The following is a 13,993-nucleotide window of genomic DNA, read 5'->3' as shown; positions in this document are numbered from 1 at the left end:
CTTCTTTTATAGAGGGGTATGCATCATGTCGGCCTCCTTTCGCATCCGTGTCAATCCATCCATGACCTATGGAAGCTCCATCTATTTGCATGGTGGCGCTTTTTATTTCCGAAACAATAGTAACCAGGTAAGTAGCCCCTGTAATAAGTATACCATTGCCCTGAAACAGAATGCAGGTCTCTGCGCCAATGCCATTGGCGCTAATGCCGTGATCGATTATGGCGGCACTTTTGGTAACGGCACTACCCAAAACAGGCTCACCTCTGCTATTGTTCCCGGCTTTATTTTCCAGAACGTAGCTACCGGTCAACCCGAAGATGGCAGCTATTCCATTGTCAACAATATGAGCCCTTCCGGTAATACCAATCCCAATTCGCCCATACCGAATGCCACTAACCGGGTTTTCAAAGTTTGGGATATTATGGGCGACCATACCGGGGCCGCCGACCCGGCTGCAGGCAATTTGCCGGTGGCGCCTGGCGCCAATGGTGGTTATTTTGTAGCGGTAAATGCCGCCTATGCCAACAGCAATGCCATCCAGCAAACAGTTGGAGGCTTATGCCCCAACACTTACTATGAATTTTCAGCCTGGTTCAAAAATATCTGCCGGTATTGCGCTTGTGATTCTACCGGCGATCCTTCTTATGAGACGTCCGGGGCTGTCCCTTTTGCCAACCCCAATTTCAATGGTCCGGACTCTTCCGGTGTAAATCCCAACCTCACTTTTACAGTGGATGGGGTAGATTACTATACCAGTGGCAACCTCAAGTATACCGGACAGTGGGTGAAGAAAGGATTTGTTTACCTCACGGGCCCCACACAAACCACTTTCACCATCACCATCCGCAACAATGCAGCCGGTGGTGGAGGCAATGACTGGGCCATTGATGATGTGACCCTGGCTACCTGTACGCCCAATCTCGACCTGCAGCCCTCACCTTCTTTAACGGTTTGTTTGGGGCAATCGATCGATATGTTTGCCAATATCCGCTGCTTTTCCCCCAACTACATTCACTGGCGCTGGGAAAGAAGTACCGATGGGGGTGCCACCTGGACCAATACAGGTGTAAGCGGAACAGGAGCGCCGGTATTGAATGCCGGAGAATATGAGTACAGAGCCAGCTACCCTACTTTCCTGGCCAACTCGGGCACCAACAATGAACGATACCGTATTCGCATCGCCTCCATGCCCGCTAACCTGAACGACAATGGTTGCTCCTTTACGGCCGCCACGCTCATAACACTCACCACTACCAATTGTACCGTACTGGTAAAAACGGATATCCAGGCATTCTCGGGCAGGGTAATCAATGAACGGGGACATCTCCAATGGACCACTTTCAATGAAGAGGATGGAACAGTGTACGAAATAGAGAGCAGTACAGACAGGATGCACTTTACAAAGATTGGCTCCCTCAATGGCAAGCAGGCAGGAAGTAACACCTATCAATTTACCGATCCCCAGGTATTGGTTGCTCCACGTTATTACCGTATCCGTATTACAGATGGCAAAACCAGTAAATACAGTAGGGTCATTCAGCTAACAGGTGGCAACCTTGAATTTGCGGTAAGGAGCATTATAAACCCTTTCCGGGATAAGATCAATATTGAATTGACAAGCCCTGGCAATACCCTTGTCACCATCAGTTTATTGGATACCTATGGCAGGGTGATCAAAAAACATCCACGACGATCTATAAAGGGTTCAATACCTTATCCATCACTAACCTGGAGCAGGTGCTACCGGGCACTTATATCCTGCGCATCCAAAAACAAGACCAGGTCATCAATAAAGCGTTACTTAAGCTGGAAAGAGAATAAAGAAAAGAGTCGGGAAAGTCGGAAAGACGGAAAGACGGAAAGTCGGGAAGACGGAAAGACGGAAAGTTTGGAAGACCGAAAGCCCGTAAGCAGATTCAACTACTACGAATCTATTTACTGACTTTCCGACTTTACTGACTTCCGGACTTTACTGACTTTACTGACTTTCCGACTTTACTGACTTCCGGACTTTACTGACTTTCCGACTCTACTCAAAAACATTTATACGAGAGCACATGCCTGATCTCTGAACCATATACTGATCCATCGCCAGTTATGTCAAAACTCTTGACATAACCATTGGTATCAAACACATGGTTCTTAAATTCCGACACAGCAGGCGTTCCATCCGGCGTACCATTCGCCAGGTAATCCGTCCAGGTGGATTTAACCGGGATATTGGCCGAATTCTTACCGAAGTTCACGGCATTCTGGAATAATATGATTTCCGGATTAGAATGAAATGCCAGGAATCCTTTTGCCGGTGTAGTATTGTATTGATAGTCTATTACCGATTTTTCACCCGTTATAAAGTTCATGGTAACCTTGGCCAGGTTGCTGCCCGTCCACTGATAATTGTAAATAAGTACGGGTTGCGTTGGGAAAAGCTCCAGCGCCAGGGAAGCCGTTGCCAGGTAGCCACTGCCATCATACGAATAGGTGACGATCACACGCAAAGAAGTATCCACTGAGGGATCGGCATTACCACGGAATTCCGTTATACGTCCACCCCCATCCAGTTTGAAATATTGATTGGCAGATACATTGATCTGTGATGCTGTGTAGTTGAAATTAAATTCGTAATCTATCCCCACGGGCTGTGTGGTACTGTCAGTTAATAGCGTTTTGATAACCTGGTTCTGCGCATTGAAGAAACTGGTAATACCGCCTATTTTGGCACCGTTGCCCAATTCATAACTGCCTATATTACTCAACTTGCAGGTATTGGGCGTGGGAGGGGCTGTTCCAAATTTAGCGGTAAAAGAACCGTCTGTGATCGTTTTGATATTGCCGGAGGTATCTTTTACTTCGCCGGAGAAGATGCCCGCCACCTCCGTTGAATTGATCTTGGTAATGGTTAACGTAAACTTATTCACAGCCAGCGGGTCATTGCTGTACAGCAGCTTTCCATTGGCATAATACTCAAAAACTACCGAGGGGTACCATAAGTGCCTGTGGCAATATTGGCGCCCAGTATTTCCAGGTAAAGATCATCTTTGAGGTCCGTCGATACCCCTTCCAGGGCCAGGGAGTTGACGCCCCGGTGCTGTTGTAATAGGCCGTATCTATTGGTCCCTTAAAGGAGTTACCCCCTTCCTTAAATGCCCAGGCCGTTGGCCCCAGGGGTCCACCATTGCCGGTCTCAAAGCTTGTTTCCTTTTGACAACCAGTGATCACCATGCCGGCTACCATAGCCAGCAAAAAAGCAATACGCTGTATTTGATTCATATCCACGGGTTTAAATAGTCAATTAGACCATTGATCGCCCGGCCAGAGAAATCAATCCTGTAAGCCCTTCCTTGCCATGCCGGAAGTAAATACCAAGCTGTTAATGAATGCCTGCCAGAAAGTATATGATGTAGATCAATAAATTCCCAATCAACTCCCGCTCAAGACTTCCAGGCTCGCAGCTCAAAGCGCACAGCTTGCCTTACAGCTCACAGCTGTTTTCACAAAACCTGAACAGTGTCGTTTACCGGAGAATTAGTTTCCACTGTAGTACGTGGTTCTTCGTGCGGATGTTTTTTAAAGAAGCGTCGCTGAAACAAAAGTATGACAATAACACCGATAGAGATAGATGCATCGGCAATATTAAATATGGGAGAAAAGAAAGTAAACCGTTCGCCACCCCAGAAAGGTATCCAGGTAGGGAGGGTTTTATTTTCAATGATGGGCACATAGACCATGTCCACCACTTTACCATGCAAGAAACTGGCATAGCCGCCACCCTGAGGGAACAATTTAGCCAGGGGCAGGCCATCATCACTGGGCGAAAAGATAAGACCATAGAACATGCTGTCGATCAGGTTTCCCAGGGCGCCGGCAAAGATCATGGCTACACAAATGATGAAACCACGGTGGTACTTTTTTTCGTACAATGCTACGGATATAGAATACACCGAATACCACGGCTACCAGCCTGAATAAAGTAAGCGCCAGTTTGCCCCATTCGCCACCGAATTTCCAGCCCCAGGCCATGCCTTCGTTCTCAATGAAGAAAAGGCGGAACCACCTGCCAATCAAGGGTATTTGCTCACCATAATTCATAGAGGTTTTTACCCAGATCTTCAATATCTGATCTATAGCTATGATACCGATAATGATTAAAGCGACCGTTCTGATCTTCACCGTACAAAAATTTTTAGTTTTCAAAGATAATGCTTTCACCCTGGAGTTCCTTGGTCAAAAACGGTTGTTTTCACTCCTCAAAATACACCCTTTTTACCCGCTGCGAAATACCTGTCAGCATCTCATAGGGAATCGTTTGCGCCCAGTGTGCTACCTGGCTTACAGGCAATTCCCGGCCAAACAGTACCACTTCATCACCCTCCTGCACATGCGGAATATCCGTAATATCAATCATCACCATATCCATACATACCGTTCCAATTACTGGCGCCAGCATTCCTTTCACCCACATTTTACCGATCCCATTACTCAGGTTACGCGGATACCCATCCGCATAACCGATACGCACCGTTGCTACCGTGGTATGCAGGTTTACTACCCCCTACGGCCATAACTTACCGTTTCGCCTGCCTTCAAATGTTTGATCTGCGCAATAGTAGCTATCAGTGTAGATACTTCTTTCAACTCCAGTTTATGTGTATTGGCACTGTCAATACCATACAACCCGATTCCCAGCCGCACCATATCCAGTTGAAGATCAGGATGCCGTGCAATACCTGCTGTATTGGAAATATGACGCAGGAAAGGATAACTGATCACGCCCTGCACCTGCTCCACCATCGTATCAAAAATAGCCGCCTGCTGCCGGGTAAAAGCATCATGCTGCGCATCTTCACTGGCTGCCAGGTGACTGAATACGCTTTTCACCATAAAAGTATCCCCTTTCAATGTTTCCAGTAGCACCGGCAGTTCCGACGGTGAAAAACCCAGCCGGTTCATCCCCGTTTCCAATTCAATATGTACAGGGAACTGACGTATCCCTTCTCTTTTCAAAAATGCCTCAAAAGCCTGTAATAAGCCCGGCGAATACAGGTCGGGTTCCAGGTTGTATTGTACCAGCACATCAAAGGTCGAACTATCTGCATTCATGACCATGATGGGCAGGTTAATGCCCCCTTTACGCAATTCCACCCCTTCATCGGCATAAGCCACCGCCAGGTAGTCTACCTTATGGAACTGCAGTGCATTGGCAATTTCATAACTGCCACTGCCATAAGAAAAAGCTTTCACCATCGCCATTAGCCTGGTAGCAGGTTTCAACAATTGCTGGTATTGCTTGAGATTATGCGCCAGTGCATTGAGGTCTATTTCAATACCGTTTGATGTACTTTCTGCTCCAGCAACCGGTCTATTTGTTCCAGTTCAAATACCCGCGCTCCTTTCAACAGGATGGTCTCATCGCGAAAAGCGAGGTGATGAAAATCATGTTTAAAGCTTTCAACTGAAGGATAAAAAGCCAGCTCGGGTATGGGGCATAACCTGAAGATACCCTGATGCTGCATCATCTTATCGCCAATGCCTATTAATCGAGTGATGCCGCGTTGTGACAGGGCCTGCGCCACCTCTTTGTACAATTCTTTTTCATTACGCCCACTCTGCAAAATATCCGACAGGATCACCGTTTTACGCTCATGCTGCCGCTGTTGCGACAGGAAGTCCAGCGCAATATTGAAGGAGCTAAGATCGGCACTGTAACTGTCATTGATGATAGAACAATTGTTAATTCCCTTCTTCAGTTCCAGGCGCATGGCCACCGGCCCCAATTGCAGCATCTTTTGTCCAATAAGGCGCGATTGTATACCCAGGTGCAGCAATACACACCAGCAATGGATGGCATTCTCTACCGAAGCATCATCTGTAAAAGGTATGGTAATAGAGATCGTTTGTTCCTTATACAAAGCCGTGATCAGCGTGGCACCCCATCCTTAAAGATGGTAAGTACCTGTAAAGTGGCTTCTGTAACCGTACTCCAGTTGAATATCTCAAAACTACCCTTCCCTCCTTTATTGAATTGCTGCCATAACGTAGCGACCCCTTCATTGATCTCCGGCGCATCTTTGCAATACACCAGCGTTTTAACATGCGTGAAAAGCCGCAGCTTTTCATTGACCTTCTGCCGGCTGTTTAAAAACCCTTCACTGTGCGCTTCCCTATATTGGTAAAAATGCCAATTGTAGGCTGAATGATCTTTTGCAGCTTATCCATTTCTCCACTTTGCGATATACCTGCTTCAAAAATACCCAGCTCATGGTTTTCATTCATGGGCCACACACTCAGGGGCACACCGATTTGCGAGTTATAACTGCGCGGACTGCGAATAATCGCATACTCCTCATCCAGCAATTGGTTCAGCCATTCTTTTACCATCGTTTTACCATTGCTGCCTGTAATACCAATTACAGGGATCGAAAACTGTTTGCGGTGATGCGCTGTCAGTAACTGCAAGGCGTGCAACACCTCTTTCACCTGTACAATATTGGCTTCGGGCATAGCAGAGGCATCAACCTCCTCACTTACCACAAAACTCCGTACCCCCTTTTCATAGAGCGCCGGCAAAAAACCATGCCCGTCCCGGCGGGGACCTTTAATGGCAAAGAATAAGGTGGTAAAAGGAAAGATCAGTTTCCGGCTATCCGTCAGCAAATGTTCAATCAATGCATTGTCATGCTGCTGTTGCGCTTTGCCTTTTACAATCGAAATAATATCTTCTATATAGTACTTCATGTTTTATTTAAAATTGAACTTGTCCACTCACCCTTCCCTACTGTTTTCGCTCGTAGCTCACAGCTGTCTTTCCCCTTCAATGCAGATCCCGGTTATGTCCTGCATCATTCGTACCATTTTTTCGCGGTCGGCCGCGGCTACCGAATAGACCATCGAGGCGGCAATACTTACCACGATCACCAGCAGTGAAACATATACCGGCACTTTTATGTTGAATATCTCTACCAGCATTTTCAGACCAATGAAAATGAGCACAAAAGCGATCCCTTGCTGCAGGTGGCTAAACTTGTCTACCGCTCCTTTCAACAAAAAGAACAGTGAACGAAGGCCCAGGATGGCAAATATATTACTGGTATAGATCACCAGTACATGCGTAGAAATGCCCATTACAGCGGGAATAGAGTCTACCGCAAATACAATATCTGTTGTGGCCAGCATCACCACTACCACAAAAGCGACGTATAAATCCGTTTGCCATCCACCTTAACAATGTAGCGGCCACCATAGTCTTCCATGGTGACGGGCAAAAACTTGCGCAGCCATTTGTACACCGGACTGTCGGCCGGATTGTACTCTACCTTATTGTCGTGCGTAAACATCTTATAACCCGTCCAAATGAGGAAAGCTCCAAATATGTACAATATCCAATGGAACTGTTGTACCAACCCCACGCCTACCGTAATGAACAATACCCTGAATACGATGGCCATGAGGATACCAATGAGCAATACCCGGGCATAGTAATCTTCTTTTACATAGAAAAAATTAAAGAGCAGGATGAACACGAAGATATTATCAATACTCAGGCTTTTTTCCATCAGGTAGGCGCTCACATATTCAAGTGCCATACCCTTACCCAGTTCAAACCAAATGAAAACACCGAAACTAAGTCCAAGCGCTATCCAAAAAACACTTACCCAAAAGGCTTTTTTGAGCGATATATGCGTGGAACGTTTACTGAAGAGCCCCAGGTCAATTACAATGGCCAGTACCAGTACAATCCCAAAGACCAGATAGGTAATTTGATCCCTTGTCATGCTTATTGATTAATGGCAGCAAAGATAGGGGAGTGTCTACTGGTATTTCCGCTTCCTTAGTGCCTGATAAATAAAACCAAATACAATGACCAGCAAAACAGGTATGGCAATATTGATCAATTGCCATTGCGATTTTTCAGCCGCTACTTTTTCAGGGTCTAACAGGCGCAGCGTATAATCTTTGGCCCTGGTTTCCAGGATACCGGAGGGATTAACGAGGTATTCGATACTATTGAGGATAAAATCTTTATTGGCATATTGGTAATTGGTAAACTGGTTGTACCCCATGGTAAGGGGCCCCTGGCTTTTCAACACCACATTGGTTGCAATATCTCCATCGGCGATTACGATCATTTTGTTATCCTGTATTGGTGCAGCCCGGAATGGCTGTTTGTACAGGCCCGCCAGGGTATCCATGGATGCCTGCGACAAGCGATTGGTAAACAGGGAAGAAAAACGTCCTTCCAACAATATTGCCACGGGTATATTGACCTTATTGAAGGTCTTCATATCCTCTTCTGTTTTCAAACTGTTGAGCGATACAATGGCTGGCGTACTCAAACTCCTGGAATTGGCGGAACTGGCCAACAACACGGTTTTTGTACCCCGGTGGCTTTAACTGTATCTATCGAGTTGGGGAACATCGATAACACCAGGTCCATATTCTTAGCAATCGCATGTCCGCTATAAGAACCCAGTAATGGGAAATAAGGCCAGGATTGCAACTCTGTTTGCGGCTTATCACCATAACTGCCAACTACCAGTGGCAACCGGTCGCACTGCAGGTCCTGTACCAGGTCGGGATTGATGCGTACGCCATACCGGAACAACAGGTCATCCAGGTTCAGGCCAAAATCAAAAGCTACAAAATCGCTTTGTTTACGCATCAGGCTGTCCAGGCTGGCATCGAGCTTATCGATGAGCCAGATCACCTTTCCGCCATGCATGATGTATTGATCGATCTTTAATTTCTGAGCATCCGAAAAGCGAACGGCAGGCTTCATGATCACAATGGCATTAAACTCCAGCGGTATCACAGGCACGCTGTCGATCGGAATAAATCCAAATCCATAATTGGGTTTCAGTGTACCTTCAATGAGATCAAAAACATTATAGTTCATGGGTTCTCCGTTACCCAACAGGTAACCAACGGCAGGTACTGTTTCGGCGGTAATTTTTTGTATGGCATGAGCCAGTTTGTATTCCAGTAAAGCTTCTGCGTTGTTGAGGGTGCTAAAGGGTCGCCATCGGTGACCTTTGAGCTTTGCAGAAAATCGACAGGTATTACGCGGTCATGAAAGGTGACCAGAGCACCGGGGAAAAGATAGCGCTGTTCTTCCCCTCCCCTTCCCTGGCCTTCACCCGTACATTGGTGGGTTTGAGGCCCATGCGCATGAGTGAATCCATTGAAAAAGCGCCTGTGGAGTCGGCAGGGTCCATCCCTGGCCGCTGAAAGCGGTATTGGATATTGGCCTTGCCCGTTTCTTTGAACTCCTGTAATAGTTCCCGCGCACTGTTGGAAAGTCTTTTGAAACCGGCAGGCATGTCGCCTTCCAGCAATACGGTTACCGTAACCTGGTCGCCCAATTCCCGCAATAGTTTCCTGGTGGGCGCCGATAACGTATAGCGTTTTTCTTGTGTAAGGTCAATGCGGTAATGAAACTGCGCCGCCAGGTAATTAATACCAGCCAGTACGATCAGAAGATATAACCACCAATATTTTGAGGCAAGAAGCTTTTCATAAGTTTAGCGTGCACTGCCGGTCTGACTCAGGCTGAGCCGCCTTTGGAAGGCGACCCACCGCAAGCCAGCCAGCTTTTATCGTTTCAATAAATTCCTTCCTGTAAATACCAAAAAGAAGCCGATCAGGCCCATAAAGTAAATAATATCCCGGCTATCCACTACCCCCGGCTTACGCTGCGGTAATGGAAGTCGATGCCCGCCATTTCCACATAATAATCCGCCCCCGATTCCAATGCCGGGATGCGGCTAAGGGCATTGAACCCACTATATAGGATAAAACAAACAAAAGCACTCACAATAAAAGCTACTACGGCATTATTGGTAAAACTGCTGCAACAGATGCCAATGGCCACAAATACGCCTACGAGGAAAATAAGGCCTATATAGGAGCCTATAATGGCCCCACTGTCAATACTGGCTGATTCCGACAACTGCAGGATGGTAAACACATAAATAAGCGTTGGCAGGAGGGCAATCAGCACTACCAGCAGGGAACCGAAGTATTTACCGCCTACCACCTGCCAGCGGCTAAGCGGTTTGGTTTGCAGGATCTCAAAAGTGCCGCCTTTAAACTCATCGGCAAAGCTGCGCATGGTAATGGCGGGTATCAGCAACAGTAATATCCAGGGTGCTAATTCAAAAAATTTATCAAGTGTAGCATAACCAAAATCAAGGATATTGGTATCAGGAAAAACAAAAAGAAACAGTCCATTCAAAAGGAGGAAGACCACTATGGCGATATACCCGGTGAGGCTACTAAAAAACTGACGAAACTCTTTTTTACAAACAGGCCACATGCGTACGAAAATAAGGGATTATGGGTATATAAAAAGAAAAGCCAGGGATAGTGAGGAACGAATAGAGGATTTCCCTAAATTCGCTTTCTTCCTACACAAAAATCCACTACCTATTGTTTAACCGTCCGTGAATATTAACGGATTAGCCAAATATATATTTTACACAGATAACCATAACCTACTGCAACAAAAGCTCTCCACCCGGAGAGTTTTTGCGTTTATAGGCATTTGATCGGGAAGTGATTTATGCAATGAACGCTATTTGTACCCTATTACTAACCTTCGACTACCCTTCAGCTACCCTTCGGGTACCAACAAACCTGATGTGACTCGTCTGACTCGTCCTAAAATAGCTATACAGGTTAATAAATCGTCCTAACCGGACTTTACACTTGATTAAAATAGCACAGGTGTTTGCCGACTCCCTTCGACTCCCTTTGTCATTTGCCCATTCTTCGCCTCTCATTCGTATCTGATTCGTACCTCATTCGGGACTTGTTCGGGGTTCGCTTAGGCCAATGCGCTTTAACCCTGAATAAGGCCCAGCTTTGGCCCCTTTCTGGTGTATATGAGACCTTATTGAGGCCTATAATAGGAAAGGGGGTACCCATTTAAGGGAGTGGATGCAAAAGCGGGTGCACCAGCCTGGCTATAGCCTTCAAACTGCCTGCATATAGCCTACACATAGCCTACACATAGCATAAGTCATTGATATATACAATATTAGGCCTTGTGTAGGCTATGTGTAGGCAATACCTGGGCAATATGCAGGCAATATCCCAGCAAGAATAGACCGGGTGATACCGCCAGTTTGCGGGGCCTGGAGGGAAGGTATTATGAATTGGAATGGCTCAGGGCTCTTAAGGTGTTGACCGTTTCGCTGACTTTTTGAATGGTGTAGTTAATCTCTTCGGCGGTGGTAAAACGGCCCAGGCTAAAGCGGAGGGAACTGCGGGCCAGTTCATCCTGCAAGCCCAGGGCTTTGAGTACAAAGCTGGGCTCCATTGAGGCGGATGTGCAGGCCGATCCGGTGGCCACGGCTATATTTTTATTGAAGCCCAGCATCAGGGCATTGCCATCCACCTGTTGAAAAGCCAGGTTGCTTACATGTGGCAGGCGCTGCTGCTGGTGGCCGTTGATCGTAACACCCTCCAGTTGCAGTAAAGCCCCTTCCAACTGGTTGCGCAGCAGGCCAATGGCTGGACCGGCGGCCGGCAGTTCGAGCCGGCAAAGTTCGGCCGCCCTGCCCAGACCCACGATACCGGGTACATTGAGGGTGCCGCTGCGCAGGCCCCGTTCATGCCCGCCCCCATCGATCTGGGCGGTAAGCCGTACCCGGGGATTTTTACGCCGCACATACAAGCCCCCACTCCCTTGGGACCATACATCTTGTGCGCCGAAAAACTCATGATATCAATTTCATCTGTCTGCACATTCACCGGTATCTTGCCCACGGCCTGGGTGGCATCGCTAAAAAACAAAACCCCGTATTGTTTGGCCAGGCGGCCAATGACCTGTACCGGTTGTATGACCCCTGTTTCATTATTTGCATACATGATGGCTATAAGAATAGTGGCCGGGGTAATGGCTGCCTCCAGTTGTTGCAGGCTGATCATTCCCTTTTCATCAACCGGCAGGTAGGTAACCTGCACCCCTTGTTTTTCGAGGTGTTTGCAGGCATCCAGCACTGCCTTGTGTTCGGTAACTGCCGTAATAATGTGATTGCCTTTGGCTGCATATATTTCCACCACGCCTTTCAGTGCCAGGTTATTGCTTTCGGTGGCGCCCGATGTGAATACGATCTCGGTAGCATCGGCCCCAATAAGGGCAGCTACCTGCTGGCGGGCATAATCCACTGCCTCTTCCGCCTGCCAGCCAAGCGCATGCTGCCGGCTTGCGGCATTGCCGAATTGCGTAGTAAAGTAGGGCAACATGGCTTCCACTACCTGCGGATCGCAGGGCGTAGTAGCATTGTAATCGAGGTATATGGGGAAATGCAACATAACTTTATCCTAACGCAAATTTACCTCAATTGGTTGGATGCCTGGCTTTGAGTTTTATTGCCCTGTACCCGATTAGCCGGTATCTTTGAACGACTTCAATTAATACCTATGTTGAAAGTAGAACATATCGGCATTGCCGTGAAAGACCTGGCACAATCCATTCCCTTATTTGAGCAACTACTCAATACGCCCTGCTATAAAACCGAGCCAGTAGCTACCGAACAAGTCACTACAGCCTTCTTCAGGCAGGGTGAAACCAAGATTGAATTACTGGAAAGTACCAACCCGCAAGGTGTTATTGCCCGTTTCATTGAAAAGAAGGGTGAAGGCATTCACCATATTGCTTTTGAAGTAGCAGATATTGAAGCCGAAATGAAACGACTGCAGGCTGAAGGATTTACGCTTCTTAATGAAACACCCAAGGCCGGCGCTGATAACAAACTGGTATGCTTCCTCCATCCCAAAGGCACCAATGGCGTGTTGATTGAATTGTGCATGGAACGGAAGAGCTGAGTGGGAATACAAGCTGCGAGCTTTGAGCTACGAGCCGCGAGCTAATAAAACAACAAAGCCAACGACTGCTCCCGCCCTTTGGTGGGATTGATTGCCGACTGCCGATTCACGATTGCCGTATTTATTCCGGTGGGCCAAAGCGTGGATCTTTAATAAAAGTAGAGTCTGTTAATGTACGCAGGAAGAACTGCAGGTACGTTTTATCATTGTTGCTAAGTGGTATGCCATTCTTTACTAAGGGGTCTACTGTAGCACTCACCTGTACGCCGCTATTGTAATGTTCCAGTGCCTGGTTGATGGAAACAAAACGTCCGTCATGCCCATAAGGGAAGGTAGTGTAAAGGTTGCGTAAGCTGGGCACTTTGAATTTAAGTGAATCGGCTTTGTTATTGGTGATGCGCATCCTGCCCATATCTTTAATGGTAGGATCTACTGCGAGCCCGGTATTGCGGAAACTATTATCTGTAAACAATGGTTCAGCGTGGCAGCTATTGCATTTGGCCTGAAATAGTGTATACCCTATTTGCTCCTGGGCCGTAAAACTGGCCAATCCTTTTTCACCCGGTCATATTTTGAATCGGCCGAGACCAGTGATCCTACAAACTGCGTAATGGCCAGCAACATACGCTGGCTATTGATCGTTTCATCACCAAAAGCTGCTTTGAATAGTTGTTTGTATTGACCGTCCTGGTTTAATTTACTGAGCACATTATTGATATCCTCGGCCATTTCATTGGGTGCGGTGAGCGGCGCCAGGGGCTGCACTTCCAGGTTATTGATACCTCCATCCCAATGGGTTTGCTTTTGCCATACTACATTGAATAGGGCTGGTGCATTGCGGATGGTGAACTGGTTATTGAACCCATGACTTAAGTTATGGTCATAAGTGGTAAAAGCAGCAAAAGGCTGGTGACAGGAAGCGCAGGGGAAATTACCGTCCTTCGACAGGCGGCCATCATAAAACAATTTCCGGCCCAACTCAAACCCTTCCTCTGTTAATGGATTGGAACTAAAATTATAGTAAGGCGCCGGAAATCCAGGCGGGATCACAAAACTAATAGCATTGGGACCACTGTTACCCCCATTCGATTTCTTACATGCCTGTATCCATACCGTTCCCAGTATCAGAAATAGTGCAATGCGTATAGTCCATCTTATGGTCACA

At 47.1% G+C, this 13,993-nt stretch carries 18 protein-coding genes and 2 pseudogenes; 2 read left to right on the top strand and 18 right to left on the bottom strand.

The window, feature by feature from the left end; all coding sequences use genetic code 11:
- Positions 1 to 25 precede the first annotated feature (25 nt).
- On the top strand, positions 26 to 1,942 hold the full coding sequence (locus RS881_RS05895; protein ID WP_315820220.1) for a hypothetical protein: 1,917 nt from the start codon (positions 26 to 28) through the stop codon (positions 1,940 to 1,942).
- A 91-nt stretch (positions 1,943 to 2,033) separates the two neighbouring features.
- Here RS881_RS05895 and RS881_RS05890 read toward each other — a convergent pair whose 3' ends face one another.
- The 16 genes and pseudogenes from RS881_RS05890 to RS881_RS61525 all read right to left on the bottom strand — a co-directional run.
- Positions 2,034 to 2,918: a hypothetical protein gene (locus RS881_RS05890; RefSeq protein WP_315820219.1), complete on the bottom strand. Its 885-nt coding sequence runs from the start codon at positions 2,916 to 2,918 to the stop codon at positions 2,034 to 2,036.
- A gap of 46 nt (positions 2,919 to 2,964) precedes the next feature.
- Positions 2,965 to 3,270, bottom strand: coding sequence for a hypothetical protein (locus RS881_RS05885; RefSeq protein WP_315820218.1), 306 nt, complete (start codon positions 3,268 to 3,270; stop codon positions 2,965 to 2,967).
- Positions 3,271 to 3,491: 221 nt separating this feature from the next.
- Positions 3,492 to 3,875, bottom strand: a complete 384-nt coding sequence (locus RS881_RS05880; RefSeq protein WP_315820217.1) for a signal peptidase II — start codon at positions 3,873 to 3,875, stop codon at positions 3,492 to 3,494.
- Positions 3,805 to 4,170: a signal peptidase II gene (locus RS881_RS05875; protein WP_315820216.1), complete on the bottom strand. Its 366-nt coding sequence runs from the start codon at positions 4,168 to 4,170 to the stop codon at positions 3,805 to 3,807. Before RS881_RS05875 ends, RS881_RS05880 begins: the two co-directional genes overlap by 71 nt.
- Before the next feature lie 70 nt (positions 4,171 to 4,240).
- Positions 4,241 to 4,519 carry an alanine racemase gene (locus tag RS881_RS05870; RefSeq protein ID WP_315820215.1) on the bottom strand — a complete coding sequence of 93 codons (279 nt, stop codon included), beginning with the start codon at positions 4,517 to 4,519 and terminating at the stop codon, positions 4,241 to 4,243.
- A 26-nt stretch (positions 4,520 to 4,545) separates the two neighbouring features.
- On the bottom strand, positions 4,546 to 5,274 hold the full coding sequence (gene alr / locus RS881_RS05865) for an alanine racemase (RefSeq protein WP_315820214.1): 729 nt from the start codon (positions 5,272 to 5,274) through the stop codon (positions 4,546 to 4,548).
- 41 nt (positions 5,275 to 5,315) lie between these two features.
- Positions 5,316 to 5,909: a glutamate ligase domain-containing protein gene (locus tag RS881_RS05860; RefSeq protein ID WP_315820213.1), complete on the bottom strand. Its 594-nt coding sequence runs from the start codon at positions 5,907 to 5,909 to the stop codon at positions 5,316 to 5,318.
- 8 nt (positions 5,910 to 5,917) lie between these two features.
- On the bottom strand, positions 5,918 to 6,079 hold the full coding sequence (locus RS881_RS05855) for a hypothetical protein (RefSeq protein ID WP_315820212.1): 162 nt from the start codon (positions 6,077 to 6,079) through the stop codon (positions 5,918 to 5,920).
- 56 nt (positions 6,080 to 6,135) lie between these two features.
- Positions 6,136 to 6,735: a Mur ligase family protein gene (locus RS881_RS05850; RefSeq protein WP_315820211.1), complete on the bottom strand. Its 600-nt coding sequence runs from the start codon at positions 6,733 to 6,735 to the stop codon at positions 6,136 to 6,138.
- 57 nt (positions 6,736 to 6,792) lie between these two features.
- The gene (locus RS881_RS05845) at positions 6,793 to 7,185 is read right to left on the bottom strand and encodes a TerC family protein (RefSeq protein WP_315820210.1); all 393 of its coding nucleotides are present in this window, start codon (positions 7,183 to 7,185) and stop codon (positions 6,793 to 6,795) included.
- Entirely contained in the window at positions 7,179 to 7,772 is a 594-nt protein-coding gene (locus tag RS881_RS05840; RefSeq protein ID WP_315820209.1) for a TerC family protein, read from the bottom strand. Before RS881_RS05840 ends, RS881_RS05845 begins: the two co-directional genes overlap by 7 nt.
- A gap of 36 nt (positions 7,773 to 7,808) precedes the next feature.
- Positions 7,809 to 8,893: pseudogene (locus RS881_RS61535) on the bottom strand (Gldg family protein).
- A gap of 163 nt (positions 8,894 to 9,056) precedes the next feature.
- Complete coding sequence (locus RS881_RS05825) at positions 9,057 to 9,368, bottom strand: DUF7088 domain-containing protein (protein ID WP_315820207.1); 312 nt, start codon at positions 9,366 to 9,368, stop codon at positions 9,057 to 9,059.
- A 305-nt stretch (positions 9,369 to 9,673) separates the two neighbouring features.
- Positions 9,674 to 10,231, bottom strand: a complete 558-nt coding sequence (locus RS881_RS05820) for an ABC transporter permease subunit (RefSeq protein WP_315820206.1) — start codon at positions 10,229 to 10,231, stop codon at positions 9,674 to 9,676.
- A gap of 915 nt (positions 10,232 to 11,146) precedes the next feature.
- Complete coding sequence (locus RS881_RS61530; RefSeq protein ID WP_315820205.1) at positions 11,147 to 11,569, bottom strand: aminotransferase class V-fold PLP-dependent enzyme; 423 nt, start codon at positions 11,567 to 11,569, stop codon at positions 11,147 to 11,149.
- A 155-nt stretch (positions 11,570 to 11,724) separates the two neighbouring features.
- A pseudogene (locus tag RS881_RS61525) lies at positions 11,725 to 12,246 on the bottom strand (cysteine desulfurase family protein); the annotation flags it as partial.
- A gap of 177 nt (positions 12,247 to 12,423) precedes the next feature.
- Here RS881_RS61525 and mce point away from each other — a divergent pair.
- A complete protein-coding gene (gene mce, locus RS881_RS05805; RefSeq protein ID WP_315820204.1) occupies positions 12,424 to 12,828 on the top strand; it encodes a methylmalonyl-CoA epimerase in 405 nt (134 codons plus the stop codon).
- A gap of 121 nt (positions 12,829 to 12,949) precedes the next feature.
- On the opposite strand, the gene RS881_RS05800 is transcribed toward mce, so the two are convergent.
- Both RS881_RS05800 and RS881_RS05795 read right to left on the bottom strand, forming a co-directional pair.
- Entirely contained in the window at positions 12,950 to 13,378 is a 429-nt protein-coding gene (locus tag RS881_RS05800; RefSeq protein ID WP_315820203.1) for a cytochrome-c peroxidase, read from the bottom strand.
- Positions 13,348 to 13,992, bottom strand: a complete 645-nt coding sequence (locus tag RS881_RS05795; RefSeq protein ID WP_315820202.1) for a cytochrome-c peroxidase — start codon at positions 13,990 to 13,992, stop codon at positions 13,348 to 13,350. Before RS881_RS05795 ends, RS881_RS05800 begins: the two co-directional genes overlap by 31 nt.
- Between the last annotated feature and the right edge of the window lies 1 nt (position 13,993).

Source organism: Paraflavitalea speifideaquila (assembly GCF_032395985.1).
GTDB lineage: Bacteria > Bacteroidota > Bacteroidia > Chitinophagales > Chitinophagaceae > Paraflavitalea > Paraflavitalea speifideaquila.
The sequence above is the reverse complement of the archived record's forward strand: the minus strand, read 5'-3'. Positions and strand labels throughout refer to the sequence as shown.